28 protein-coding genes are annotated in these 26,201 nt (G+C 64.9%); 8 read left to right on the plus strand and 20 right to left on the minus strand.

All coding sequences use genetic code 11. The features are described from left to right. Positions 1-408: 408 nt before the first annotated feature. Positions 409-936, minus strand: coding sequence for a protease adaptor protein RcdA (rcdA, locus tag SMD10_RS14995; RefSeq protein ID WP_331686523.1), 528 nt, complete (start codon positions 934-936; stop codon positions 409-411). Positions 937-1,297: 361 nt separating this feature from the next. Here rcdA and SMD10_RS15000 point away from each other — a divergent pair, with 361 nt between their 5' ends. Both SMD10_RS15000 and SMD10_RS15005 read left to right on the plus strand, forming a co-directional pair. Continuing rightward, on the plus strand, positions 1,298-2,302 hold the full coding sequence (locus tag SMD10_RS15000; protein ID WP_331686524.1) for an NAD(P)H-quinone oxidoreductase: 1,005 nt from the start codon (positions 1,298-1,300) through the stop codon (positions 2,300-2,302). Between the two features lie 161 nt (positions 2,303-2,463). After that, positions 2,464-3,147 carry a DUF1013 domain-containing protein gene (locus tag SMD10_RS15005; RefSeq protein ID WP_331686525.1) on the plus strand — a complete coding sequence of 228 codons (684 nt, stop codon included), beginning with the start codon at positions 2,464-2,466 and terminating at the stop codon, positions 3,145-3,147. Positions 3,148-3,233: 86 nt separating this feature from the next. Here SMD10_RS15005 and SMD10_RS15010 read toward each other — a convergent pair whose 3' ends face one another. The 10 genes from SMD10_RS15010 to SMD10_RS15055 form a co-directional block, all read right to left on the minus strand. Then, entirely contained in the window at positions 3,234-4,388 is a 1,155-nt protein-coding gene (locus SMD10_RS15010) for a DegT/DnrJ/EryC1/StrS family aminotransferase (RefSeq protein ID WP_331686526.1), read from the minus strand. 193 nt (positions 4,389-4,581) lie between these two features. Beyond that, a complete protein-coding gene (locus SMD10_RS15015; RefSeq protein WP_331686527.1) occupies positions 4,582-4,836 on the minus strand; it encodes a hypothetical protein in 255 nt (84 codons plus the stop codon). A gap of 170 nt (positions 4,837-5,006) precedes the next feature. Next, a complete protein-coding gene (locus SMD10_RS15020; protein WP_331686528.1) occupies positions 5,007-6,035 on the minus strand; it encodes a peptidoglycan -binding protein in 1,029 nt (342 codons plus the stop codon). Between the two features lie 3 nt (positions 6,036-6,038). Continuing rightward, entirely contained in the window at positions 6,039-7,076 is a 1,038-nt protein-coding gene (locus SMD10_RS15025; protein WP_331686529.1) for a flagellar motor protein MotA, read from the minus strand. A 167-nt stretch (positions 7,077-7,243) separates the two neighbouring features. Then, the gene (locus SMD10_RS15030) at positions 7,244-8,059 is read right to left on the minus strand and encodes an inositol monophosphatase family protein (protein WP_331686530.1); all 816 of its coding nucleotides are present in this window, start codon (positions 8,057-8,059) and stop codon (positions 7,244-7,246) included. A 113-nt stretch (positions 8,060-8,172) separates the two neighbouring features. Next, complete coding sequence (efp, locus tag SMD10_RS15035; RefSeq protein WP_331686531.1) at positions 8,173-8,736, minus strand: elongation factor P; 564 nt, start codon at positions 8,734-8,736, stop codon at positions 8,173-8,175. Between the two features lie 172 nt (positions 8,737-8,908). Continuing rightward, positions 8,909-10,756: a response regulator gene (locus SMD10_RS15040; RefSeq protein ID WP_331686532.1), complete on the minus strand. Its 1,848-nt coding sequence runs from the start codon at positions 10,754-10,756 to the stop codon at positions 8,909-8,911. Between the two features lie 6 nt (positions 10,757-10,762). Further along, positions 10,763-12,346, minus strand: coding sequence for a circadian clock protein KaiC (kaiC, locus tag SMD10_RS15045; protein WP_331686533.1), 1,584 nt, complete (start codon positions 12,344-12,346; stop codon positions 10,763-10,765). A gap of 13 nt (positions 12,347-12,359) precedes the next feature. Further along, positions 12,360-12,641 (minus strand): circadian clock protein KaiB, encoded by a 282-nt coding sequence (gene kaiB / locus SMD10_RS15050; RefSeq protein WP_331686534.1) that lies wholly within the window; start codon positions 12,639-12,641, stop codon positions 12,360-12,362. Positions 12,642-12,652: 11 nt separating this feature from the next. Then, the gene (locus tag SMD10_RS15055; protein WP_331686535.1) at positions 12,653-13,513 is read right to left on the minus strand and encodes a response regulator; all 861 of its coding nucleotides are present in this window, start codon (positions 13,511-13,513) and stop codon (positions 12,653-12,655) included. A gap of 335 nt (positions 13,514-13,848) precedes the next feature. On the opposite strand from SMD10_RS15055, the gene SMD10_RS15060 reads away from it, so the two are divergent. Beyond that, the gene (locus tag SMD10_RS15060; RefSeq protein WP_331686536.1) at positions 13,849-14,301 is read left to right on the plus strand and encodes a response regulator; all 453 of its coding nucleotides are present in this window, start codon (positions 13,849-13,851) and stop codon (positions 14,299-14,301) included. Positions 14,302-14,382: 81 nt separating this feature from the next. On the opposite strand, the gene SMD10_RS15065 is transcribed toward SMD10_RS15060, so the two are convergent. From SMD10_RS15065 to SMD10_RS15095, 7 genes are all read right to left on the minus strand, one after another. Beyond that, entirely contained in the window at positions 14,383-14,817 is a 435-nt protein-coding gene (locus SMD10_RS15065; RefSeq protein WP_331686537.1) for a response regulator, read from the minus strand. Continuing rightward, on the minus strand, positions 14,814-17,150 hold the full coding sequence (locus tag SMD10_RS15070) for a sensor histidine kinase (RefSeq protein WP_331686538.1): 2,337 nt from the start codon (positions 17,148-17,150) through the stop codon (positions 14,814-14,816). The genes SMD10_RS15065 and SMD10_RS15070 overlap by 4 nt, the downstream gene beginning before the upstream one ends. A gap of 102 nt (positions 17,151-17,252) precedes the next feature. After that, a complete protein-coding gene (locus SMD10_RS15075) occupies positions 17,253-17,660 on the minus strand; it encodes a response regulator (RefSeq protein ID WP_331686539.1) in 408 nt (135 codons plus the stop codon). A gap of 323 nt (positions 17,661-17,983) precedes the next feature. Next, entirely contained in the window at positions 17,984-19,057 is a 1,074-nt protein-coding gene (locus SMD10_RS15080) for a tetratricopeptide repeat protein (RefSeq protein WP_331686540.1), read from the minus strand. Beyond that, positions 19,054-19,707, minus strand: a complete 654-nt coding sequence (locus SMD10_RS15085; protein ID WP_331686541.1) for a thiamine phosphate synthase — start codon at positions 19,705-19,707, stop codon at positions 19,054-19,056. The genes SMD10_RS15080 and SMD10_RS15085 overlap by 4 nt, the downstream gene beginning before the upstream one ends. A gap of 128 nt (positions 19,708-19,835) precedes the next feature. Next, positions 19,836-20,366, minus strand: a complete 531-nt coding sequence (locus SMD10_RS15090) for a GNAT family N-acetyltransferase (protein WP_331686542.1) — start codon at positions 20,364-20,366, stop codon at positions 19,836-19,838. Between the two features lie 354 nt (positions 20,367-20,720). Beyond that, the gene (locus SMD10_RS15095; protein ID WP_331686543.1) at positions 20,721-22,400 is read right to left on the minus strand and encodes a CHASE domain-containing protein; all 1,680 of its coding nucleotides are present in this window, start codon (positions 22,398-22,400) and stop codon (positions 20,721-20,723) included. Positions 22,401-22,624: 224 nt separating this feature from the next. On the opposite strand from SMD10_RS15095, the gene SMD10_RS15100 reads away from it, so the two are divergent. After that, on the plus strand, positions 22,625-23,389 hold the full coding sequence (locus tag SMD10_RS15100) for a sulfite exporter TauE/SafE family protein (RefSeq protein ID WP_331686545.1): 765 nt from the start codon (positions 22,625-22,627) through the stop codon (positions 23,387-23,389). A 64-nt stretch (positions 23,390-23,453) separates the two neighbouring features. On the opposite strand, the gene SMD10_RS15105 is transcribed toward SMD10_RS15100, so the two are convergent. After that, complete coding sequence (locus tag SMD10_RS15105; RefSeq protein WP_331686546.1) at positions 23,454-23,627, minus strand: YdcH family protein; 174 nt, start codon at positions 23,625-23,627, stop codon at positions 23,454-23,456. A gap of 204 nt (positions 23,628-23,831) precedes the next feature. Here SMD10_RS15105 and SMD10_RS15110 point away from each other — a divergent pair, with 204 nt between their 5' ends. Genes SMD10_RS15110 through SMD10_RS15120 form a run of 3 tightly spaced genes read left to right on the plus strand, consistent with a single transcriptional unit; the run spans position 23,832 to position 25,617 of the window. Next, positions 23,832-24,035 carry a YdcH family protein gene (locus SMD10_RS15110; RefSeq protein ID WP_331686547.1) on the plus strand — a complete coding sequence of 68 codons (204 nt, stop codon included), beginning with the start codon at positions 23,832-23,834 and terminating at the stop codon, positions 24,033-24,035. Beyond that, the gene (gene purE / locus SMD10_RS15115; protein WP_331686548.1) at positions 24,032-24,535 is read left to right on the plus strand and encodes a 5-(carboxyamino)imidazole ribonucleotide mutase; all 504 of its coding nucleotides are present in this window, start codon (positions 24,032-24,034) and stop codon (positions 24,533-24,535) included. The genes SMD10_RS15110 and purE overlap by 4 nt, the downstream gene beginning before the upstream one ends. Next, positions 24,532-25,617 carry a 5-(carboxyamino)imidazole ribonucleotide synthase gene (locus tag SMD10_RS15120; protein WP_331686549.1) on the plus strand — a complete coding sequence of 362 codons (1,086 nt, stop codon included), beginning with the start codon at positions 24,532-24,534 and terminating at the stop codon, positions 25,615-25,617. Before purE ends, SMD10_RS15120 begins: the two co-directional genes overlap by 4 nt. Positions 25,618-25,653: 36 nt before the next feature. On the opposite strand, the gene SMD10_RS15125 is transcribed toward SMD10_RS15120, so the two are convergent. Beyond that, positions 25,654-25,887, minus strand: coding sequence for a GNAT family N-acetyltransferase (locus SMD10_RS15125; protein WP_331686550.1), 234 nt, complete (start codon positions 25,885-25,887; stop codon positions 25,654-25,656). 141 nt (positions 25,888-26,028) lie between these two features. Here SMD10_RS15125 and ykgO point away from each other — a divergent pair, with 141 nt between their 5' ends. Beyond that, entirely contained in the window at positions 26,029-26,154 is a 126-nt protein-coding gene (ykgO, locus tag SMD10_RS15130) for a type B 50S ribosomal protein L36 (RefSeq protein WP_331686551.1), read from the plus strand. The last annotated feature ends 47 nt before the right edge of the window (positions 26,155-26,201 follow it).

Genomic DNA, 26,201 nt, shown 5'->3' on the forward strand with positions numbered 1-26,201 from the left:
CTTCGATCCGTGACGGCAGAAGCGATACCTGCTCCCGATCCTCGCCGACGATATATCCCATGAAAATGGCCGCCCTGTTCCCAAGGCGGCCATCCTATCTGATTTGCCCGGCTTTCCACACAGCCTGGTTTCGGCGGGGCTTGTTTTTGCGCGTCCGCCACGGGCCGCCGGTGGAGACGCATGAAGGCCGTCCGGCGATTCAATCATCCCGCCGAACGGTGCGACCATCGATTTCGCTTGTGAGGGACCGACACGGGGGGATGCATGATGCGCATCGCCCGCGAAGCACCGACTTATAGGTTTATCTGTCTGTAGGGTTGAAGCCTGTCGCGCTTCAGGAATACCAAAACAGAAACCGCCAATGGCGGTCCCGGGTCATCCATCCGCGGATCGTCCCGGATCGCGCGTCTAGAGATTGAAAGCGGTCTTGAGCAGGTCGATCTGCTCGCCCACCGGGTTGCGGGTGACTTCGGGGTCCTGAAAGCCGCTGCCGTAGATCTCGCGGTCCAGCATGACGATCCGTCGCTCGAGCTTGAGCACACGCTCGACGAGGGACCGGAAGATCTCCGGAAGCTCGGCGAACTGGGGCGAATCCTTGCCAGTGCCCACCCCTTCCAGCCGGATCTTGACCTTTTCCGCCTCGACCTGCGCCCGCGACATGTCGCCCTGATTGGCCGCACGCTGGAGCAGAAGCCAGGAGGCGATCTGCATCAGCCGGGTGGTAAGCCGCATCGATTCGGCCGCATAGAGCGTGGCGGCCGGCTTCGACAGCCGTTTGGCCTCGACCCGTCCGTCGCCGTCCAGATAGGCCGCCGTCTCGTCCACCAGGGTCATGCCCTCGTTGAACAACGCCTGGAACGACCGGGAAAAGGCAAGATGTTCGGCAAGCCGGACGGTTCTGTCGTCGTCCAGTTGATCGTGGCTCGGGGTCGTCATTGCGTCAGCGGCCTTCATGTGGTGAGCAGCGAACGCTTCCGGCGCGCCGACTGCCCGTCAAAACTGTCTCCACCTCGGTCTCAAGGCAAGGGCAGCCGTTAAATTTGGTTAATGTCAACAGCCAAATTATAACACGAAGAAGGCGAGGAGGTTCGCAGGCCCCCTAAAAAAAAGAGCCGCAGGGCGGCTCTCAGAAGTTTCAACAGGGAGGCGTCAACGGCACCCACCGCTGGGTCGGCGCCGCTCATCCGGAAAAATCCGGAGAACTGATTTATGCTCCATAAAGCTTGATTAAGTCTTACTGCGGCGCCGAATCGGCTTTCGATCGGTGCCCAACATCGCTTTTCGTTAAGGAGACAAGATGGCACCGACATCCACAATGACGGTCATCGCGATCACCGAACCGGGTGGTCCGGAGGTCCTTGCAGAGGCCACGCGACCGATCCCTACGCCGGGACCGAGGGACCTGCTCATCGAAGTGCATGCGGCCGGGGTCAATCGGCCGGATGCGTTGCAGCGCCTGGGCGCCTACCCTCCCCCGCCCGGGGCTCCCGACTGGCCGGGGCTCGAGGTGGCCGGGATCGTCACCGCCTGCGGCGCCGAGACCTCGCGCTTCACGCCGGGCGATCGGGTGATGGCGCTGCTGCCCGGCGGGGGCTATGGCGAGGCCTGCGTCGTGGCCGAAGGCAATGCCCTGCCGATCCCGCAAGGCCTGTCGATGGTGGAAGCCGCCGCGGTCCCGGAGACGTTCTTCACCGTGTGGCATAATGTCTTCGAGCGCGGCCGGCTGGAACGCGGGGAGACCTTTCTGGTGCATGGCGGCGCGTCCGGCATCGGCACGACCGCCATCCAGCTCGGCCGGGTATTCGGCGCCACGGTCCTGGCCACCGTCGGCAGCGAGGAGAAATGCGAGGCGGTGCGCGCGCTCGGCGCGACGACGGCGATCAACTATCGCGACAGCGACTTCGTCGAAGCGGCACTCGCCGCCACCAAGGGACGCGGCGTCGACCTGATCCTCGACATGGTGGGCGGCGACTATCTCAACCGCAATCTGCAGGTCGCCGCCGAGGACGGCCGCATCGTGCAGATCGCCTTCCTCAAGGGTGCGCATTGCGAGATCGACGCCTCACTGCTGATGCGCAAGCGGCTGACGCTGACGGGATCGACCCTGCGTAACCGACCGGTCGAGGTCAAGGCGGCCCTGGCACGGGGGTTGGAGACCAATGTCTGGCCATTTCTGGCGAGCGGAGCTGCCCGGCCGGTCATCGAGGCGGTCTATCCGCTGGCGCAAGCGGCGGAGGCGCATCGCCATCTCGACCGCGATCACGTCGGCAAGATCGTCCTGACGATGCCCTGCGCCGAATGACATCGGGCCGGCGCAGGACCGGGTTCCCCAGCGCCGCGACGGCGCTCGGCGGGCTTCCTTGCGGAACGATGCGCGACTCCCTATAAAGGGGTCATTCCAGAACATGTGGTTTCGTCCACAGCCCGCCCCTACCCGGGCGAGCGAAGAGGAGGTCTTTATCTGTGGCCCAGCAACTCTTGATGCCAAAGGCGACGGCCGTCTGGCTCGTCGACAACACGTCGCTCTCGTTCGACCAGATCGCGGATTTCTGCACGCTCCATCCGCTGGAGGTGAAGGCGATCGCCGACGGCGAATCAGCGCAAGGCATCAAAGGGCTCGATCCGATCCTGACCGGCCAACTCAGTCGCGACGAGATCGAGAAGGGCGAGAAGGACACCAACCACCGCCTCAAGCTGGCGCCGCCGAAGGTCCGTGTCCCGGAGGCCAAGCGCAAGGGGCCGCGCTACACGCCGGTCTCCAAGCGTCAGGATCGCCCCAACGCGATCCTGTGGCTGGTGCGCAATCATCCGGAGCTCAAGGACGCGCAGATCTCGCGACTGGTCGGCACCACCAAGAACACGATCGAGCAGATTCGCGAGCGCACCCACTGGAACTCGGCCAATCTGCAGCCGATGGATCCGGTGACGCTCGGGCTCTGCTCGCAGATCGACCTGGACCTGGAAGTCGAGAAGGCCGCGCGCGACCTGCCGCAGCAGCCCAACGCCGAAGAGGAACGCCTTCTTTCGGCGGCGCAGACGCAATCCTATGGCCAGGACCGGTCCGAGGACGAAGAGCTGGATGCGGCCGCGGTGTTCGCCAAGCTCACCGCGATGCGCCGCGAAGAGAGTGAGGACGAAGAGGAATAGTCTGCTCCTCCCTCAGCTCCGATCTTTCCCGGCGAGGCAGCGATGGCTGCCTCGCCTTTTTTATGCGGTTCGCAGCCCGGCTCGGTTCAGGCCCTTTCGGCCGCGATTGCAGCCAGCGAGTCCTGCGCGGCGGCAATGATGCGATCCTGAGTCTCGGCATCGAGATAGGCGTGCATGGGCAGGCTGACGACGACCTCGGAAAGCCGATCGGTGACGGCCAGGCCATTGCCGGTGCAGGGGAAATCGCGATAGGCGGTCTGCCGATGCAGCGGCTTGCCGTAGTAGATCACCGTCGGCACGCCCCGCTCCTTCATCTCGGCCACGAAGCGGTCCCGGCCATGCTCGACCTTGATCGTGTACTGCGCCCAGGTCGACACAGCGCCTTCCATCACGTGCTGCGGCGTCGCAAGACCCGCAAACGCCGCGTCGTAGCGCTTGGCCGTGGCGGTGCGACGCTCGATCTCTTCGGGAAAAATCGCGAGCTTTTCCAAAAGGATGGCGGCCTGGATCGTATCCAGCCGACCATTGATGCCGATTCGCACATTGTCGTAGCGATCTTTGGCCGAGGCGCCATGCACGCGCAGCGACCTCATGATTTCGGCGAGTTCCGTGTCGTCGGTCTGCACTGCACCACCGTCGCCGTAACAGCCGAGCGGCTTGGCCGGATAGAAGCTCGTGGACACGACGTCAGCCCAGGCGCCAGCCATCTGCGCGTCCAGCGTCGAGCCGTAGCCTTGAGCGGCATCGGAAATCAGTTTCAGCCCATGCTTGTCGCAGATCGGCTTCAGCGTCGGGTAGTCGGCAATCAGACCGAACAGATCGACCGCAATGACCGCGCGCGGCGTCAGGACCCCGGCCCGCTTCACCTCGCCGATCGCCGCCTCCAGATTGGCCGGATCCATGTTGAACGTGTCCGGCAAGACATCGACGAAGACGGGCGTGGCACCGAGCAGCGCCACGACCTCGGCCGTCGCCGCAAACGTGAAGCTCGGCACGAACACCGCATCACCCGCCTTGATGTCCCAGGCCATGAGCGGCAGGATCAAGGCGTCCGTACCCGACGCGCAGCTCAGCGTCGCCGCCATGCCGCCGAACTCCGAGAGCCGTTCTTCCAATTCCCGGACCTCGGGTCCGAGGATGTAGGCGCCGCTGTCGAGAACCGATGCCAGCCGGGCATCGATGCGATCGCGGATCCGATCCCGTTGCGTGGCAAGATCGATGAATGGGATCGGCTTCTGCATGGTGGTCTTCCTCAGTATCCCCTGTTCGCCCTCCGGGGCCGCGAACGACACCCGACGGCACGCCGTCGATCGGCGCTCAGGCGACGGCTACTCCATTTGACCCGAGGGTCAAGGCGAGCCGCGCTCAATTTCCGAGGCGAACCGTGGAATTCCGTGAGCACCACGGACAATCGGAAGAGGCCTTGGGCCGCGCTCAATAAGCCGGCGGATCGCTGGCCGGAAACGACTCGTCTCCTGCCTCGTCCACCCGGTCAACGGGCTGCGCGGCGCGGCCCGCTTGTTTTGCCCGGTGTTCGGCGGCCAGCCGCTCCAGCCGATCGTTGGCCGTGTGCGGCGAAGGCCGCGAATGCACGCCGGCAAACGTCATCTCGTCGTCGCGCTGCTTCTTGAGCAGATACCAGGCGCCGCCAACGACGGCGGCCAGCAGAATGCGATTTCGGAACCTCATGACAGGGCGATCTCCTGTGACTCACAGTCCCAGAACGCGCAGGTGGCGAGCCGGTTTCTCCAATCGTTCGACGAAGCACGCGCCGCATCGGACGATCGGTCGCAGGACCGCGGACAGCGGGAGCCGGCGAGACAGACGCCAGCTGCCTCCGCCCCGCCGACAAACAAGCCTCAGCGTTCGGTCAGCTTCAATTCGATGCGGCGATTGCGGGCGCGCGCTTCCGGCGTGTCCTCGGGATCGAGCGGCTGATACTCGCCGAAGCCGGTCGCCGCGAGGCGCTCGGCCGGCACGCCCTGCTCGATCAGGAAGCGCACGACGGCCGCCGCGCGGTTGGTCGACAGGTCCCAATTGTCGCGGAATCGTCCGCCGCTGATCGGTACGTTGTCGGTGTGGCCGTCGACGCGAATGATCCAGTTGATATCGGAGGGGATCTCGTGCGCCAGTTCCTTGATCGCGTCGGCGAGCTTGACCATCTCGTCCTGACCGGCCGGCTGCAGCAGGTCGCTGCCGGAGGGGAACAGGACCTCCGACTGGAAGACGAAGCGGTCGCCGACGATGCGGATGTTCTCGCGGTCGGCGAGAATCTCACGCAGCCGACCGAAGAAGTCCGAGCGATAGCGTGCCAGCTCCTGAACACGCTGCGCCAAAGCGAGATTCAGCCGGCGACCGAGATCGGCGATCTTGGTCTGGCTTTCCTGGTCGCGGTTTTCGGAGATCTGCAGAGCATCCTCCAGCGCACCGATCTGCTGGCGCAGCGCGGCGAGCTGCTGGTTCAAGAGTTCGACCTGCGCCTGGGCGCGCTGCGACAATTGCCGCTGCTCGGACAGCTGGCCTTCGAGGGTGCCGATCTGTGTTTCCGCCTGGGCGGCCGTGCCGCTGCCGGAATCGAGCGCCAGCTGCAAGCGCGAGCGCTCCTGCTCGCTCGCCGACAGGGAGGCCTGCAGGCTGGAGATCTGCGTCTCGAAATCGTCGTTGGAGCTGCGCTCCAGCGCCAGGAGTTGCGTCAGCTCGTTGATCTGCTCGTTGAGGCGGTTCAGCGCCTCGTCCTGGCCGCTGATCTCTCGGCTCAGGAGAAACTGCGCGAGCACGAACACCGAGAGCAGAAACATGATCGCCAGGAGCAGCGTCGACAGCGCGTCGACGAAGCCGGGCCAGTAGTCGATCCCGCGCTCCGACCGGCGATTGCGTGCCAGCGCCACGGATCAGTCCTGCCGATTCTCGATCGAGCGCGACAGCCGGTCGAGCACGCCGCGCAGTTCGCGCTGCTCGCCCGCTTGCGCCTCGACGAAGTCGCGCAGCATCTGCTGCTCGGAGCGCATATGCTGGACCAGCCCCTGGATGCTTTCGGCGAGACTGGCCATGGCAGCGCTCTGGCGCGGCGAGACCGCCTGCTCCTGGACGATCCGGTTGATCTTGTCGGTCAGCGCCCGCAGTTCGTCATCCTCGCCCCGGTGGTGGCCGACGGGGCCCGGACCGAGCAACAGATCCTGCCCCACGTCGGTGATCGACGACAGCCAGTTCTCCAGCTCCGTATAGAAGCGGTTCTGGGCGCGGCCGAGCTGGAGATCCAGAAACCCCAGGATCAGCGAGCCCGACAGACCGAACAGCGAGGAGGAAAAGGCCGTGCCCATGCCCGACAGCGGCGCGACGAGGCCGGCCTTCAGCGCGTCGAGAATGCTTGCCGTGTCGCCGCCGGCCGGATCGAGTGCCTGGATGGTCGAGCCGATCGAGCCGATGGTCCGAAGAAGGCCCCAGAAGGTGCCGAGCAGACCGAGGAACACCAGGAGCCCGATCAGATAGCGTGAGATGTCGCGCGTCTCGTCCAGCCGTGTGGCGACGGAATCGAGGATCGAGCGCAGCGACATCGTCGACAGCGACAACTGGCGGCGCCGGCCGATCAGCCCGCGCATGGGCGCCAGCAGGACGGGCCCGCGCATCTCCTCGAATTCGGTGTCGCCGTCGCGGAAGGCATTGACCCAGCGCACCTCGCGCGAAAGCCGCACGACCTGGACCAGGGCGAGAAGGATGCCAACGCCGAGCACGCCGACGATCAGCCCGTTCAGGCCAGGATTGGTGACGAAGGCCGAGGACACCTGGCGCCACAGGATCGCGGCGACGAAGCCGGCGAGCGCCAGGAACACCAGCATCGACCACAGAAAGACGAGGGGACTCGACAGCCTGTGCGGATCGAAACCGCCGGATCGCGTGGTCTTGTCGTGCGGCGAACTGAAGACTTGCATCGCGCTTCTGAAATAGCCCTGTCTGCCCGATGGCAGCCAAACTAGCGGAGAATAAGGCGCATTGGAACGCCGCGGCGGCCTTTCCATAACGCGGATGGCCATCCACTCCAAGCTTCAGTCATGCGAAAGAGCCAATGAATGCCGGCGCAGCCCCGGCACGTGCGTTTTCAGGCGGTCGCGCTGCGCCGTGCCGCCGCGGCCATGGCCAGGCGTTCCAGCAGGGCCTTGTGCAGGGTCTCGTTACCGCAGGCTACGTCGCCGGCCATGTGGTCGAACGCCGAGCCGTCGGTGCGGCTGATGAACCCGCCCGCCTCGCGCAGGATGATCGCGCCGGCCGCCACGTCCCAGGGCAGAAGCCCCCGCTCCCAGAAGCCGTCTAGCCGCCCGGCGGCGACGGCGGCAAGGTCGAGCGCGGCCGCTCCCATGCGCCGGATGCCCGCGGTCTCGGACATGATCTGGCGCGCCTCGAACAGGAAGAGCGAATGATCGCCACGCCCCATGAAGGGAATTCCGGTGCCGAACAGGGCCTCGTTCATCTTCATGCGCGCCGAAACGCGGATGCGGCGGTCGTTGAGAAACGCCCCACCTCCCCGCTCGGCGGTATAGAGCTCGTCGGTCGCCGGATTGAAGATCACACCCGCGACGATCTGCCCCTCGCGCTCCAGCGCGATCGACACGGCGAACACCGGGATGCCGTGCAGAAAGTTGGTGGTGCCGTCGAGAGGGTCGACGATCCAGCGATGGGTCGCGTCGTTGCCCTCGATCGCGCCGCGCTCCTCCATCAGGAAGCCCCAGTCGGGCCGGGCGCGCTCCAGCTCGCGGAAGACGATCTCCTCGGCCTTGCGATCGGCATTGGAGACGAAATCCGCCGGTCCCTTCATCGAGACCTGAAGATTCTGGACCTCGCCGAAGTCGCGCGTCAGCGAGCGGCCGGCCTTGAGCGCGGCCTGCGTCATTACGGTCAGAAGAGCGGAGCGAGCCATGACACGTCTCTCATTGTCAGCGACGGTCCGAAAGCGCTGGCCGGCAGCGGCTCCATCGCTTCAAAGGTGGGCTGTCGGGGGCGCCGTCGGCGCGGCCGGTTGGAAATGGGCCGCTAGTCGGCCCGCCGCACATAGGTAATTTCGTTCGTGTCGACAACGATGCGCTCGCCGGCTTCGATGAAGGGCGGCACCATGACGCGGACGCCGTTTTCCATGATCGCCGGCTTGTAGGAGGAAGCCGCGGTCTGACCCTTGACCACCGGATCCGCCTCGGTGATCGTCAACGTCACCTGATCGGGCAGCGAGATGCCGATCGGCTTTTCCTCGTAGAGTTCGACCGTCACCGTCATGCCGTCCTGCAGGAAGGCCGAGCGGTCGCCGACGAAATCCTGCTGCAGTTCCAGCTGCTCGAAGGTCTCGGAGTCCATGAACACCAGCATCTCGCCTTCGGCATAGAGGAACTGAAAGTCCTTCTGCTCCAGCCGGACACGCTCGACCGTCTCGGACGCGCGGAAGCGCTCGTTGAGCTTGGTGCCGTCGATCAGGTTCTTCAGTTCGACCTGGTTGAAGGCACCGCCCTTGCCGGGCTTGACGTGGGCGGTCTTGACCGCGGCCCACAGGCCGCCATTGTGCTCGATGACGTTGCCGGGGCGGATTTCGTTGCCGTTGATCTTCATGCGCGCGCTCGATTGACTGGGAGGGGCCGTGCGGCCTTTGGCGGCTCCAAGATCATAAATCCCCTGCCGGTTCAAGTCTGGCGATCGAGCAGGTCGAGTCGCGGCGGCTTGCGGGCGGCAAGACCGGGATCTCGACGCCGGCGGCGACCAGCACCGTACGTCGGGTCGCCGATCACCCTGCGCCATCGCGGGCGCCATCGATCGAGCTTCGGACCAATTTCAGGAGCTCATGTGGCTTGAACGGCTTGAGGAGCGCCGGAAAGCCGTTGATCGTGCTTTCGCCGCTGGAATGGGCGATCGGATGGTCGCTGTATCCGGTCATGAAGACCACCGGCAGGCCATTGAAGCGACGGCGCAGATGCTCCGAGAGCGCCGGCCCCCCCTCCTTCGGCATGACGACGTCGCTCAGGACCAGGTCGACCGGCTCGGCGCGCTCCGCCAGGATATGGCGTGCCTCGATGCCGTTGCCGGCCAGAAGGACGGTATAGCCTTTGCTCTCCAGGATGCGGCAGGCCGCCCGGGCCACCGCCTGGTCGTCGTCGACGACGAGCACCGTTTCGCTGCCGCCCAGGCCCTCCAGCTCGGAAATCTCGCTGACGGCCTTCTCCGCGGGCTTCTCGGCACGCGGCAAAAGGATGGTGAACTGTGCCCCGTCTCCGGGCGCGCTCTGGCATGTGATCTCGCCATTCATCCGGGTGACGATGGCATAGCTCGTCGCCAGACCGAGCCCGGTGCCTTCGCCGCGCGCCTTGGTGGTGAAGAAGGGATCGAAGATGTGCGCGCGCACCTCGTCCGACATGCCCGTGCCGGTGTCGCTGATGGTCAGACACAGATAGTCGCCGGGCGGCACCGAGCGCTCGTGTCGGCGGATCGACACGTTCCGGAGCTCCAGAGAGAACCGACCGCCTTCGGACATCGCGTCGCGGGCGTTGACGGCGAGATTGATCAGCACCTGCTCGATCTGGCCGCGATCGCCGAGCACCGGCCACAGGCCTTCGGCAAAATCGCTGGTGATTTCGATATTGGACGGCAGCAGGCGCCGCAGCATGGAATGGAGACCGGTGACGAGGCCGTCGATGTTGATGATCGTCGTCTCGATCGGCTGGCGCCGCGAGAAGGTCATCAACTGCCGGGTGAGCGCCTGGGCGCGCATGACGGCCTGCAGGATCTCGCCCGCCTCCTCGCGCACGGCCGCGCCGGCCGGATCCTTGGCGATGATGTCGGCATAGAGCAGCATCACCAGAAGCAGATTGTTGAAGTCATGCGCGACGCCGCCCGCGAGCAGCCCCAGCGCCTCCATCTTCTGGGTCTGGCGCAACTGGTCGGCCAACCGCTTTTCCTCGGTGACGTCCCGCATCATCGCCACATAGGCCGGCCTGCGATTCCAGACGCATTCGCCGATGCGCAGCTCTGCGGCACGCCGCTTCCCATCAGCGAAGATCTCGAGGTCGGAGGATTCCCCCTCCTTCACCGAAAAGCCGATCTGCTCGCCGGCGAAATCCTCGACGGCGCGGCCGAAAAGCTCCTGCGCCGCGGGATTGAGAAACTGCACCACGCCGCTGCGGTCGGTGACGATGACGGCATCCGGCATGACGCTGACCAGGCTTTCGAACTGGTCGTGCTGGCGCTCCGCCTTGGCGCGACGCAGCATCGAGCGGACGCTGTGGGCCAACAGATTGAGGTGGGAGTCCTCCTTGACGATCACGTCCGAGACGCCGATGGCGTTGGCCGCCGCCTCAACGTCGCGATTTCCGACGCCGCCGGCATAGATGATGATCGGAATGTCGGAGGTGAAGGCCAGCAGGCGTTGCAATGTATCGATGCCGCGGGAGTCCGGCAGGTTGAGATCGAGAATGATGCCGTCGAAGGTCGACCGGCGCAGCGCCTCGAGGGCTCCCTTCAGGGAGGAGACGGCCTCGATCTCCAACACCAGGTCCACCAGGGCGGCGAGCCATTCGCGGGCCAGTTCGGCGTCGCCCGGATTGTCTTCGACGAGAAGAAGGCGGTGAGCCGTCGACATCGGCCGCTACCCCTCGCGGTCGGACGAGCCATCCTCAGATCCGCCCTCGGCCTTATTGCGCGATTTCGACGGATCGAGACTGAACATGTCGGACAGGTTTTCCCGCTCCCGCGCGAACATGTAGGTCGGCGTGCCGGTCAAAATGCCGTGGATGCCGCGGAACGGCGCTTGGACGTGCATGCCTTTGCTGTCGATCACGTATTCCCGAATGTTCTTTTCGTGCTGGGTGCCGCGCATTTTCAGGATTGTCAGGCCACGTCGCATTTCCCCGTAAAGCTCGACATAGCGCAGCAGGATGATGGTGTCGGTGATGGTGGAAATATGGGTTTCCGTGATGGTCGCCCCTCCCATCAACATCGGCGTGGTGTTGGTGATCATGCCGGTGATCTCGAGCTTTTTGATATAGCTGGTCAGCCCGAGAACGAACTCGCGAAACGCCCGGCGCGAGCCGGAGAGCTCGAAGGCGGACAGACTGTCGATGGCGATGCGCGACGGCCGGAACTCGTCGATCTCGCGGCGCATCAGCAGAAGATGGTCCTCGAGCCCCATGGTCTCCGGATAGCGGCAGGTGATGCGCAAAAGGCCGTCCCGTTCGGCCTTCTCGTAGTCGACTCCCCAGGAACTGGCATTGCGGGCGAGCTGATCGCGGCTTTCCTCGGAGCCGAACAGGAGGGCGCGCTCGCCGGCCTCGATCGCGGCCTTGATGTATTGGGTGACGGTCAGCGTCTTGCCCGTCCCCGTCGCTCCCGACACCAGAATGATCGAATCGCGGTACATGCCGCCGCCGCACATCTTGTCGATCGTGGGAACACCGGAGGACACGCGCTTGGCGGAGGACCCCTGCTTCAACTCGACGTCCGAGAGCGGAAGGATGGTGACGCCGCTCGTCGAGTCCACGGTGAAGGTGTACTCTCCCTTCTGATGGACGGCGCCGCGCAGCTTGAGGATCTCGATCGTGCGACGCCGTCTTTCCTGTTCGAGACGGTTGCGCAGGATGATGACGTTGTCGGCGACGAATTCCTCGACGCCGAAACGGCCGATCGTCGCGTCTTCGTTGACGCGCTCCATGGTCAGCAGCGTCGTGACCTCGAGCCTGCGCAGCCCGACGGCGATCCTGTGCAGTTCCCGTCGCACGATATTGGCGTCGGTGAATTGCGGGAACAAGGCGCCGACCGCGTCGAGGATCACACGCTTGGCCCCCACCTCCTTCACGGCTCGCTCGAGGCGCGCCATGAGGGCCGACAGATCGAACGAACCGATCTCGACGTTGACTTCGCCGGGCTCGGGCGTCGCATCGACCACGGCGACCTTCTTCCTGTCGATCAGATCCTGCATCTTCCAACCGAAGGAGCGAACGTTCTCGACCAGATCGTCCGGCGCCTCTTCGAAGGTGACGAAGACGCCGCTTTCATCGAACTCGCGGACGCCGGCCACCAGGAACTGCATCGCCATCACGGTCTTGCCGCTGCCGGCCGTCCCGGCGACCATGGTCGTGCGATTTTTCGGCAGTCCGCCACCGCACACCTGGTCGAAACCCGGAATGCCGGTCTCCAGCCTTTCGAGCGCCCATGCCGCTTCGTCTGTCGTCATCGATAGCCTCTGTTCAGCCGGCGATTTGCTTGGTCTCGGAGGAAAAGATGTCGAGACCCAGGAGGACCCGATCGCGATCGCTGAGATCGCCGATGATCTTGCGGACAGGCTCAGGCAATTTGCGCACCAGGGTTGGTGTCGCCAGAACCTTGTCGTCGTCGGCGATTTGCGGATTTTCGAGAACGTCGACGATTTCGACCTCGTATCGGCCGGTCAATTCGGTCTCGCAGATTTCCTTGAGGTTTTCGAGCGCGCGAACCGAATGGGGCGTGCGCCCCGTGATGAAGAGTCTCAACCGGTACTTCGTCATGTTGCAGACCCAGAAAAAAAGCGCCGCCGTCCGGTGCGATAAAAATCAACCAGCAACCCCATCATTTCCAAGGCGAGCAGCCGGCCTTCGATGACGAAGCTGCGCGCCCGCTCAACGCTGACGCCGTGGATCAACTCTTCCAGCGCGGCCACATGAAGGTCCAGAAGATCACGCGGCCCGGCCTGCAGATCCCCCAGGATAGTCGCGATCTCGTCCATCAACCTCGTCGGGCGCTGCTGCCGGTAGGCCAGTTGGTCGATGTATCGGGCAAACAAGTCCGAATAGGCATCGAGCAGCTTGGCATAGTCCTCTTCCCTGCGTTCCTTCAGCGCGCCGACACCGGCGATGCTCGCGGTGACTCCCGTCTTCACGCCGGAAGACGACAAGGTCCGGTACCCGGCCAGCATCGACTGCAGCTCACGGATCTGCGCTTCGCGCAGCCGCGCCATCGCGTATCCGATCGAGCGCCGCAGATTGGACGAGGCGATCTCGTCCTTGGACAGGTAATCCTGGGCACCGGCGTCGATGCATTTCAGCGCCAGGGTCTCGTCGTCCATGCCCGTCAGAACGATGATCGGCAGGTCCTTGGAAATCTCGAGAAGCGCCGCGACGCCCTCGGTTCCCGCAGCGTCCGGCAACCGCAAGTCCAAAAGCACGACATCGATCGAGCGTTCGACCAGCAATTTCTTCGCCTCGTCAAGCCGGGTCACGTTGAGGACCTGAAAGCTGTCCCCGTCCGGAGTCGCTTCGAGAAGGTCACGAATGACGTCGGCATCGGCCGGATTGTCCTCGACGAGGAGAAGAACCCGGTCCGCACTCAGCAACCTCTCTTGCGGGGCGACCGTCTCCGTTGCCACGCTCGACATCCACAGCAACCTCAACCCTTGGTTTTCCCGCAGTAGACCGTCAAACCAAAGATAAAACAAGAACAAAAATTAATATGTTCAGTGATTATTTTAATCAGCTTCGCTGTCGCCTGGATAATACGCAGCCCTTGGTTTTTAGGTAAAAATCCTTATTTTCTTTACTCTTGTTTGAGGTCCGCGTGAATGAACAGCGGACCAGGCAAATAGGCTTATCTAAGCCTTGATACGCAAGGATTTTCGGGCGTCGGCGTCCGTTCGGTGTTCCACATAGTCGGGTCTTACTAAAGAGATACTCGTCATCGACCTCGGCGAAGAGGACAGAAGACATGCCCACAATTCTAGTAATTGACGACCAGCTGGATGTGCTGCGTGCGCTCGGGGCCATTCTTCGAAGTCGGCTCTATGACGTCCGAGCCGCCAGCGGCGGCCGGGAGGGTCTGGCGCTGTTCGCACGCGGTGGTTGCTCGGCTGTGATCGTCGACATCTTCATGCCCGACCTCGACGGAATCGGCACGATCCGGCAGATGCATGAGATCAATCCGGAGGTCCCCATCATCGCGATGACCGGGCATCCCCTTGCCTCAAGCACGGACGACAAGCCGGATTTCCTGCAGATGGCAGTCGCCCTCGGCGCCTTCGCCGCTTTGCGAAAGCCCTTCATGCCGGACAAGCTGATGAGGACGCTCGAAGCGGCGATATACGAAGGTCAGCGGGAGAGCCGCTCGCCGGCGGCTTCGTCGACGGGCGCCGCCCTGTCGAACGCCGTTCGGTCGCTCTAGCAAGTACGCTGGAGCGTCCTCCCACGTGATGCTCGCGTAGCGTCCGAACTGGCGGCACGGCTCGCCGGAGGGCGCGGCGCGTCAGAGGCTGTCGCTGGGCAGCCTGGCGATCCTGAACCAGAAGCTTTCGACAGTACGCACGACGCCCTGGAACGCCTGCAGGTCGACCGGCTTGGCGACATAACAGTTGGCGCCGAGCTGGTAGCTGTTGTCGATGTCCCTCTGCGCTTCGGACGACGACAGAACGATCACCGGAATCGCCTTGAGCGTCGCGTCCTGTCGCAATTCCTTGAGAAAATTGCGTCCATCCTTCCGGGGCATGTTGAGGTCCAGCACGATGAGGTCCGGCCGTTCGTTCGCTTCGTAGGGCGGCCGATAGAGCGCCTTCATACCTTCGACCCCGTCGGCTGCGACAGAAATCTCGATCTCGATCTCGCTGAGAGACAGCATCTCCCGCGTCAGATCGACGTCGGCTGGGTTGTCCTCCAACAGGAGAAGATGAAAAACCTCGCTCATAACTCTTTCGCATCCGCCGGAACGGTGAAGAAGAAGGTCGAGCCCTTTCCAGGCTCGGACTGAAGGCCGATTCGGCCGCCGTGACGCTCCACGATTTTCTTGGCGACGGCGAGACCGATTCCGCTCCCTTCATATCGCCCGCGCTCGTGAAGGCTCTGGAACATCTGGAAAACGCGTTCGGCGTGTTGTGGTTCAATCCCGATGCCATTGTCCGACACAGAAAAGCGCCACATCGCCCCCTCCCGGCGAGCACCGATCGAGATGCGGGGTGCTTGGTCGGAGCGAAACTTGACCGCGTTGCCGACGAGGTTCTGGAAAACCTGCCCCAGCTGAATGTCGTCGCCCATCACGATCGGCATCGGCGAGCGTTCGATGACGGTATCGGTCTCTTCGATCAGGCGATGCATGCGCTGCTCGACTCCGTCGAGGATCATATCGACGCTCACCGGCTCCAACGGCTTGCCTTGCGCTCCGAGGCGCGAATAGACGAGCAGGTCCGAGATCAGGCTCTTCATGCGCTTGGCGCCCTCGACGGCGTAGTGGATGTATTTGTCCGCCCGCTCGTCAAGTTGGCCTTCGTAACGCTGCGCCAAAAGCTCCGTGTAGCTCGCCACCATCCGCAACGGCTCCTGCAGATCGTGGGCGGCGACATAGGCGAACTCCTCCAGCTCGGCGTTCGACCGCCGCAACTCTTCGGTAGACGCAGCGATGGCCGCCTCGCTTTCCTTGCGCGCGGTGATGTCGCGCGCGATCTTGGAGGCGCCGATCGGGGTGCCATCGTCGGCCTCGACGGGCGAAATGCTGAGGGACACGTCGATCCTCCGGCCGTCCTTGGCCACCCGGATCGTCTCGAAATGATCGATCCGTTCGCCGTTTCGCACGCGGGCCAGGTTTTTGTACAATTCTTCGATGCGCTCGGGCGGAACGAGGAATTCGGTCGTGTTTCCGATCGCCTCCTCGGCGCTGTATCCATAGAGGGTTTCGGCGGCACGGTTCCAGGTCTGGATGCGGCCGTCGAGATCGTGGATCAGGATCGCATCGTCCGACCCTTCCAACGCCGCCGTAAAGAGCTTCAACCGACGCGACTGCTCGTGCAGTTGCGCGATGGTCTTCTCGTTTTCGGTGATCGCTCGAGACAGCGACGCAGCCTTGTCGCCCACTTCGCGAGCCATCCGGTCGAAGGCTCGGGCCAGGATGCCGATCTCGCCGGCCGCGTCCAACGGCAGGTCGATCGCTTCGCCCCTCTCCATCGCCTGGGCAGCCAGCGTAATGCGCTGGAGCGGCTTGATCTGGGAGCGCGCCAGCAACACCGCGAGAGCGATGGCGGCAGCCGCCGCCAAGGCGGCACCGATCATGATCGAACGCTCGGTCGTGCCGGCGACCGCCATGAACTCTCGATAGGGCACCACTTCTGCGATGGCCAAGGACCTCAGCCCGGCCAGGCTGAACGGAAGCAGGGTGATCGCGAACGTCTCTCCCTCACGGTCTTCGACGACACCTTGAAACGAACGATGCCGTTCGATGGGATCGGCCAAGGACGGAAAATCGTCCTGAAGCCGGGCCTGGCCGCCGAGCTCGAATGCGAACTCGCGCGAAGCGTCGGGCGCCAGAAGCAAATCGCCCCGGGCGTTGACGAGGTAGATGCGCCGGCTCGAACCGTTCTGTTCTCGAATCGCGTCGAGAAAATATTTCATGTCGATATTGACGACGAGGATGCCGAAAGTGCCGCCGCGCCCATCGGCGATCGGCATCGCCACCCGGACGACCGGAGAAAACGGCCGCTCGATGGCGCCGAATTCCTGGTTCAGGTCGAACGGAGAAACGAACAGCGCGCCAATCGGCAAGGTCATGGTCTGCCCGACATAGTCCCGATCGCCCTTGGTCTGCAGCTCGTCGTCGGAGACGATGCGAACCTCGCCCTCGGGCCCGGACCGATCGACCCGCACGATCTCGCGCGTGCCATGCGCCGCCTCGATGACCCTGAGCTGAAGATAGGCTCGCTTGGCCTCCAGCTCCGCCGCGAAGAGGTTCGAGAGCTGCCGCCGCCAGACCGCGTCGGTCCAGCCCGTTTCAGGATCGACACCGCCGTCTCGGCGCGCCCGCAGGATCCCCTGAAGCCCGCTCGCCTGCTGCAAGGCCCGAAGATCGGCGCCGGCTCCGTCCACCGCCTGCCGCATGTCGGCGCTCAGGACGAGCAGATGCAACTCCATCCGTTGCAAGGCTCGCGGTGTGACAAACGATTTGAGGGTCAGGGCGCTGATGAGGCCGATGGTGACCGCAGTGGCAATCACCACCGCGGCCATCGCCAGGGCAAGGCGGCTGAACAGGCTCAATGATCGGCCGAAGGGCCAAGACCGCGGCTTCGCCGACGGTGCCGCCCCAACTCCTCGGCGATCACGAAAAACGCCCGACATCCATCCGGTCCTGCCTCGCTCCTAAGACGCCGCCTTGCAGTGACGCACCACCATGTCGTTCAGCTCTTCGGAGGAAAACGGCTTCTGCAACGTCGCGCAGGCACCGAGTGCGACCGCCATGGAGAGAAAATCGGGCCGCTTGCCGTTGGTGCCGGCCGGCGGCCGGGGACCACTTGCCTGCATCGATCCCGACATCACGATCACCGGCAGATCGGGCTGCCGCTGGCGCAAGGTTCGAAGCGTCTCGATGCCCTCCATGTTCGGCATGAAGAGATCGACGATCGCCAGATCGATCGGCCAGCGCGCAGAAATCTCCAGTCCTTCCACCCCATCTCCGGCAAGGGCGACCGCGAAACCGTGGCGCTGCAAGGATGCTCGCACGGCGCCCTGGATCAGGGGATCGTCGTCGACCACGAGGATATTGGCCATTTGCCGTTCACTTCCGAACCGGTCGTCTTGGCCGTACCATCCCGGTGCGGGACGGCCCCGGCGCGGCGGCTGCTCATGTCGAAAGTACACGCGATACGCGATGCCGTCGATTGCCACACACGTGATAATCGGCCCTTACCCCGCCCGCTGCGGTCGGCGAACGCGCTCCAACCCGTTCAGCGGCAGGGCCTCACGGCATCAGTGGGCGTCGAAGACGCAGCCCTAAGGAAAAACAAAGACCTGGCGCCCCTTTGGTCCGGACGGGACATGACCGTCATTTTACCGCGCATCGCCGCGCGACCGTCTTCCAGCCCATTCGCGTGCTAGCCGGAGCGGAATCGGTTGGCGGCTTCCAGCGCCTGGCGCTGCAGGCCCTCGTCCAGCCCCCGGAAGAAATCGTCGAGCTCCGGGTCGGTGTTGGCGGCGCGCTTGGCAAGCACCGCCCATTTGGCGGCCTGCATCTTGTCCGGCGCCACCCCGATGCCGTCCTTGTAGAGATGCGCCACCCGGTTGAAGGCGATCGGATTGCCGCCCTCGGCCGCCCGCTTCAGCCAGAGAAAGCCTTCTTCGGGATCGGCGGGGCCGCCGCGTCCATTGATCAGCCAGATGCCGATCTCGACCTGGGCGGTATCGTATCCGCCGGCCGCGGCCGCTCGCAGCCAGCGTCGTGCGGCGCGTTCGTCGGTGCCCTCGATGCCCTTGCCGTTGGCCAGCATCTCGGCGAGCGCGTATTGGGCATCGGGCACGCCGGCCCGCGCCGCCGAACGAAAATACGGCATCGCGTCGGCGAAGCCGCCGGAGGGCGAGGCCTGGACGAGCATCTGTCCGTAGTTGAACTGCGCCAGCGGATCGCCCGCATCGGCCGCCTGCTTCATCAGCACGCGGGCCCGCTCCGGATCCTTGTCGACCGCCCGGCCATCGAGCAGCATGAGGGCGAAGCGAAACTGGGCCGCCGGATTGCCCCCCTCGGCTGCCGCCTCATACCAGCGCGCCGCCTCCTCCTCGTTCTGGCGCACGCCGAGACCGCGATCGTAAAGCTCCGCAAGCAGCGTCTGGGCCGCCGGATCACCCAGCTTGGCGATCGGTTCGGCGAGCTGTCGCGCCCGCAGATAGAAGCCGCGCTGGAAGGCGCCATAGGCCATATCGGCCTTGCTGGGACCCGCATTCGCGCTCGGCTCGGCGTCCTCGCCGCCGGCCGCCGGCTCCGTTTCGGCTCCCGTGGCTGCTCCCGGCTCCGACGGATCGGCAGCGCCCGCCTCGTCGCTCTGTGAAGCCGGGCTGTCCGGCCCGGCAGCCGCCGCCGGCGGCGTGTCCTGGGCGGATGCGTCGGGCACGGCCGGCAGCGATGCAGACAAGAGCAGCGCGATCGCCGCGAGATCGGCGAGCCGGCGTTTCACGCCGCACCGTCCGCAAGGCGGTCGAGAACGGCATTGGCCTTCGCCACCGCCTCGGCCGGGTCGATGCCGTCCGCGAACACGGCGGTCGCCAGCGCGATGAATTCGACACCTGTGGCGATGGCCATGTCGAGCGTCTCCAGGGCATTGCCGCCCAGAACGATGGCCGGAATCTCCACCAGCTCCGCCCACCAGGCGGCGAGTTCGAGGTTTTTCTTGTACGGCTCGCGATGCGTGTCGCCACCCAGGCGGCCGAACATGAGATAGTCCGGCATCCGTTCGCCGGCCTCGAGCGCGTCATGCCGCGTCGAAAAGCCCGAGGCCCCGACGATGAGCTTGGGAGCGAAGCGCTTCATGGCGTCGGCCAGTTCGTCGACGTCGCCCGACGTCAAATGCAACCCGTCGGCCTGCAACCGGCCGGCGCAGCGCGTGTCGTCAACGACGATGGCGGCGGCGCCGGCCGCCTGCGCCAGCGGCAAAAGCCGTTCGGCAAACAGCTGATAGGAAGCGGCATCCCGTCCCGCCGGATCGATCAGGACCGACGCGACATCGCCGCCGGACAAGGCCGCGCGCAGGGCCTCCTCGCCTGCCGGCCCGTCAGGCAGGGGCGTCGTGGCCAGCACCAGGCGAGGGCGAACGGCTTGATCGGACATGGGTCTTTCCGGTTGACCGCGAATTCGATCTGGTTCTCTAAGGGCTCGCCGGGCCAATCGCAAGCGGGACCACGACGCCCGCTCCTTCATCGCCGATCGGCAGCGGGCGCGTGGACGTGTGCTCGTTCTCAGCGACGCTGGAGCGGCTTTTCCAGAACGATGAAACCGAGATCCTCGCGCAGCGGCACGCCGACGCTGTCGTCGCCATACGGAAAGTTTTCGACGCCGACCCGGCGATAGCCACGCCGCTCGTACCACGCGATCAGCGATTCCCGCTGTCGCACGACAGTGATCTTGGCGATCCCGGCACCCATTTCAGCGGCGAACGCTTCGGCATCCGAGAGCGCCGCTCGGCCAAGGCCCTTGGCCTGCCCGTCCGGCGCGACGGCCAGCATCGAGATCGTGCAATGGCCCGCGCCGTCCATCTCGACGGCGACGCAACCGAGCGCCCGTGTGCGATCCTCCGGATCCCAACGCACGAGGACCGTCGTCGTTTCGCTCTCAATCAACGCCGCGATATCGTCGGGAGCGGCCCGACTGCCGGAGAGCAGTTCCGCCTCATGGGTCCAGCCGAGGCTGCCCCCGACGCCTCGATAGGCCGAATTCACGAGGTCCGCCAACCGTGCGGCATCCGTCGTCTCTGCTCTGTCGGATTGCATGAAAACCATTCCTTCGTCACGGGCAGGCAAAGCCTTTTGCCGCCTGCACCGTGCCCCAATCTGCGCGAACCATGAGGATTCGATGACAGTGACGAGATGGTGATCGCCGCACCAGTGCTTGTACCGGCTGCCGAGGACGACCCGGGAGGATGCGCTGCCTGGATATGACCGCACGAAGCGCCAGACCCTGCAGTCACGAAATGGCCAAAACGGCCGTGCCGACCAAGCGCCATCGCGGGGAATGACCGAATACGGACGTTCGGCGGCGCCCAATTCGTCGGAGCGTTCGAGGAGCGCGGCCCTGAGCGGTGCAGCCCGAAGGTTGTCCGCCTGGATTCGGCCGGCGGCCCTCCGTCACGCCTCCGCCTCGACGGCCGTCATGATCGCGTTTTCCGGATCGACCCTCGCCCGTCCGACAGGAAACCGGACACGGACCACCAAACCCATCGGTTCGAACGTCCGCTCGATCCGCCCGCCCAGCTCACGCTCGATGTTCATGTCGATCAGACGCGTGCCGAACCCCTTGCGGTTCGGATCATAGGCAATGGTGCGACGGGCGCTCCGCTCGATCCAGTCGAAGGCGATGTGGTCTCCCTCGCGTCTCCAATCGACCGTGAGCGTGCCGTCGTCCTCCAGCACCGCTCCATATTTCAGCGCGTTCGTCGCCAACTCGTGGAAGGTGAGGCCGAGCGGCTGGACCGCGGTTCGATGAACCTCGACATCAGGGCCGATCAGCGTGCAATTGCGCAGGTCCTCGCCGAAGACCTGGGCCAGTTCGGCATGCAGGAGATCGCGGATGGTCGCCTCCTGGCGCCCCGAACGCATCAGCATTTCCTGCGAGGTCGCCATCGCCCGCAGGCGCGCGGTGTACGATGTCATGAACTCGTCGAGATCGGCGGAATTCCGGCCCGTCTGTCGCGCGATCGCAAGAACGCGGGTGATCGAGTTCTTGATCCGATGGTTCATCTCGCGCAGCAGCAGATCCTTCTGCGCCAAACTTTGCGTGCTGGCTTCGGCCAGCGCTGCGACCGCTTCGGCACGCCGTGCCTGGAGGAACGCCAGAACCGCGAGAAGCATCGACAGCGCCAGGCCGAGCACGGCCAGCAGGACCGCCGGCATATCGGATGCCGTCTGCCGGAAGCCGCCACTGGGCGCGATTTCGACCAGCCAGGTCTGGCCCGCGACATCGATGCTGCGTTGCGTCGCAAACTCCGGGGCTCCGGCTTCAGCCGACGACAATCCGGCGGCGGCCGTGTCGACCATCAGCATCTCGGGCGTGACCCGGCCGTCGTAGATCTTGAGGGTCAACGGCAAGGACGGACCGGAGGACAAGGCCGCGGCGATGAGATCGCCTACCCGGAACGGCGCATAGACGAAGCCGCCCGCCTCTAGGATCGCCTGCGTTTCATCCTGCGGCCTTTCACCGACGTTCCACGGCAGATAGATGAGAAAGCCGGTCTGACGGTTCTCGTCGATCTCCTGCACCAGTTCGACGGGGGCGGTTGCAGACGGCGCACCGCTCACCACCGAGCGCACCATGGCCTCGCGCCGGATCGCGTTGGCGAACATGTCGTAGCCGATCGCCGCCTGGTTGCGCCGGTCCTGCGGCTCCAGAAGCACGATCGGCGTACGCGCCGGCTGATCGGTGTCCGGCGGCCAGACGCCCTGAGCCAGGCCGTAGGTGTCGCGAAGAAATTCGCTGACCTCAGCCGTGTCGTCGGACAGGACGGCTTCGGCATATCCGATGCCCTGGATGCCGCCGTAACGATGCGCGAGATCAAGCCCGGCAACGTAGGCCCGGAAGCCGTCGCGGTCGTGCAGGCCATTGGTGACGAGGAGATAGGCGCGCGTCGCCTCGAGCAACGAGACATGCAGATCGAGGCGGTTTTCGATCCGGCTCACCGCATCGTCCGCGAAGCCTTCGAAGCGCAGCCGGTCACCCTCCGCGCTCGAACGCCAGACCAGCGCCGCGAGGGCAAGCGCAAAAGCGCTGGAGACGACCAGGATGGTCGCCGGGACGAGATATTTCCGCAAAGCGCGCGAGTCCCGTTGATGAAGACTTTCGAATTCCCGTCGAAAGGGCAAGCCGCCATGGAAATCAAGCGAAAACTCTGCGTGCCGCCGACCAATCCGCACGAACTCAATGGACAGTCGCCTTCGCCATGGTCGATTTCCTGTCCGGAAACGCCCGGCGCCCGCCCTTGCCTCCGACGATGCGAGCGCCTATCGATGACGGCTCTCCCGCCGTTCAGGCTGCCATGATTATCACCGATCCGTACTTCTATCTCTGCGCCATTCCGGCCGTGATCCTGGTGGGTCTCGCCAAGGGCGGTTTTGGCGGTTCGATGGGCATCGTCGGCGTGCCGCTGATGGCGCTCGCCATTTCGCCGGTGACGGCAGCCGGCATCCTGCTGCCGATTCTGGTCTTCATGGATTGGATCGGGCTGTTCGCCTGGCGCGGCACGTTCGATCGCAGGGTGCTCGTGACCATGCTGCCGGCCGCGCTGGTCGGCGTCGCCGTCGGCTACACCACCGCCGCCTTGATCCCGGAGACGGGCGTGGAGCTGGTGATCGGCCTGCTGGCCGTCTGGTTCGTTCTGGAGTGGTTCTTCGTGCTGCGCCACCGCACCGAGGAAAAGCCGCAATCGACACCGCGCGGGATGTTCTGGGGCGCGATCACCGGCTTCACCAGCTTCGTCGGCCACGCCGGGGGGCCGCCGTTCCAGGTCTACGTCCTGCCGTTGCGCCTGGCCCCGACGCTGTTCGTCGGCACGTCGGTGATCCTTTTCACGACCATCAACGCGTCCAAGCTCCTGCCCTATTACCTGCTGGGCCAGCTTTCGACGGAAAACCTCCTGACGTCGGCGGTGCTTCTGCCGCTCGCACTGGTGGCCACCCTGGCCGGCGTCTGGCTGGTGAAGCGGATCGATCCGAAGCGCTTCTATGCCTTAACCTACAGCTTGCTCATCCTCGTCGGTCTCAAGCTCGCCTATGACGGCGCGGCAGGCCTCGGCCTATGGTGATCCGGCCTTCTTGAAAAGGCCGGGCTGGACGCGACACGCGCCGCATCCAGCCTCGCTTCCAGGCTTATTGATACTTGGTACGCAGCTTTTCGATCTCGTCCTTCAGCTGAAGCTTGCGCCTCTTCATGTCGTTGATCTCGGCATCGCTCATGGCTGGCTTTGCTTGCGCCGCCATGATCTCCTGATCAAGGGCAGCGTGCCGCTGTTCCAGCGTCGCAAGACGGACATCCAAGGACATGGTACCTCCTTCTGATCGTTCTCCCGTTGCGCCGCGCATCGGGAGGCTGCATGAGCACCTTTAAGGTGTCATAAGAGGGTCACACTGTCGAACGGCTTTTTTGCGACTGTTTCATGATTCCTTTCCGGCTGGTATGGCGTGCGAACCGTCGTTAATCCTTACCGGAAGGCCGATTGGACGGCGGCATAAACAGAGGAAACACGGATGTCGGATCAGGAGCAGGCAGTCCTTCGATTGCAGCTCGCGCGGCTGCGCCAGGAGCACGCCGATTACGACGCTGCGATCAGCGCCATGGTCAGGGTCGGCAGCGACCCGCTGCAGGTCCAACGCATGAAGAAGAAGAAGCTGGCGATCCGCGACAGGCTGAGGGAAATCGAGGACCAGATCATCCCGGACATCACCGCATGAATCTGTCCACCGGGCCGGCCGATGTCGCGGTCATCATGGGCAGCCAGTCGGACTGGTCGACCATGCGCCATGCCGCCGATACGCTGGATGAGCTGAAGGTCAGCTTCGCGGCGCGGATCGTCTCGGCCCATCGCACGCCCGAGCGCATGTACGAATTTGCCCGCAGCGCCCGGGAGCAGGGTTTCAAGGTGATCGTTGCCGGCGCCGGTGGCGCGGCCCACCTGCCGGGCATGACGGCTTCGCTGACGCCGCTGCCGGTGCTCGGCGTGCCCGTCGAGAGCCGTGCCCTGTCCGGCGAGGACAGCCTGCTGTCGATCGTCCAGATGCCCGCCGGCGTGCCCGTCGGCACGCTTGCCATCGGTCGGGCCGGCGCCGTCAACGCGGCGTTGCTGGCGGCCCGCATCCTGGCGCTGTCCGACCCTGAACTCGCGGAGCGGCTGGATCGCTGGCAGCGCGCCCGCGCGGCCGCCGTCGCCGAAGTGCCGGATCCAACCGAATGAGCCTTTCCGTGCTCGGGCCCGGCGCGACGATCGGCATCGTCGGAGGAGGACAGCTCGGCCGGATGCTGGCGATGGCCGCCGCGCGCCTCGGCTTTCGAACCATCGTGCTCGACCCCGATCGGCATTGCCCGGCGGCGCAGACCGCCGGTGAGACGATCGCCGCCGCCTTCGACGATCCGGTGGCGCTGATCAAGTTGGCACGCCGCGCCGACGTCGTCACCTATGAATTCGAGAACGTGCCGGTGGCACCGATGCGTCGCGCGGGGCAGGACGTTCCCGTCTATCCGCCCGTCGACGCGCTGGAGATCGCCCAGGACCGGGTCACCGAAAAGGCCTTCCTCAACGGCATCGGCCTGACGACGGCGCCCTGGCGGGCGATCGACGATCCGCAGGAGCTCGACCACGCGCTCCAGGACCTCGACGGCCCCTGCATCCTGAAGGCGCGCCGGTTCGGCTACGACGGCAAGGGCCAGGTGGCGATCGACCGCAGCGGCGATCATGGCAACGCCTTCGCCCAGCTCGGCGGCGTGCCCAGCATCCTGGAAAAGCGCATCGCCTTCGTGCGCGAGCTGTCGGTGGTCGCCGCACGCAGCCCCACCGGCGAGATCGCCAGCTTCGATCCGGCGGAGAACGTGCACCGCGGCGGTATCCTGCGCACGTCCACGGTGCCCGGCTCGATTTCGCCGACCACGGCAGCGGCGGCCCGCAAGATCGCCGCGACGATCCTCGAACGGCTCTCCTATGTGGGCGTGATCGGGGTCGAACTCTTCGAGACGGCGGACGGCCATCTCCTGGTCAATGAAATCGCGCCGCGGGTCCACAATTCCGGCCACTGGACCGAGGCCGCCTGTACGGTCTCCCAGTTCGAGCAACACATCCGCGCGATCGCCGGACTGCCGCTCGGCTCGACGGCGCGTCACTCCGACTGCGTGATGGAGAACCTGATCGGCGACGAAGCCACGACGGCCTTCGCCTTTCTCGCCGAGTCGCATCTGATGCTCCACCTCTACGGCAAGGGCGATGTCCGGCCAGGGCGCAAGATGGGCCATCTCACCCGATTGACGGGACCGGCGGGCACCTGAGGCGACCGACCTCGGGTCACCCGTCGCCTCTGCGGGTCAGGCGCTCCGCAGCGGCTTGCTCATGATCACGCTTCGATAGGTCTTTCCGCGCCATTGGACGGTTTCGGCCAAGGCGAAACCCTTTCGGCCGTACCAGTCGATGAGATGATGGGCGCCTTCCGAGGTGTCGAGGGCCAGTTCGCTCGCACCACCGTCCACGGCCCGCCGCTCGGCCTCGTACAGCAGGCGATTGCCGACGCCCCTGCCCTGCTGGTCCGGACGGACGACCAAGACGAAGCACCCAGCGTTGACATTTCCCTGTCACAGGGTTATCTCGCCGCAATCTCAAGGCGCGCCCTGGCGGCGCGCTTTTCGTTGTGGCGGTCGGGGGTATCCCGTCGTCGACGGATGATTTGCCAGACGGTCAGCACCATGAAGATCAAGAACTCGCTGAAAGCGTTGAAGTCCCGTCATCGGGCAAACCGGTTGGTCCGGCGCAAGGGCCGTATCTTCATCATCAACAAGCAGGCGCCGCGCTACAAGGCTCGCCAGGGCTGAGACGACTCGCGGGGCGGCTGAACAAGGCGTCTCGTCGGCTCGTCGGG

Origin of the sequence: Consotaella aegiceratis (assembly GCF_036541425.1) — a bacterium.
Classification (GTDB): domain Bacteria; phylum Pseudomonadota; class Alphaproteobacteria; order Rhizobiales; family Rhizobiaceae; genus Consotaella; species Consotaella aegiceratis.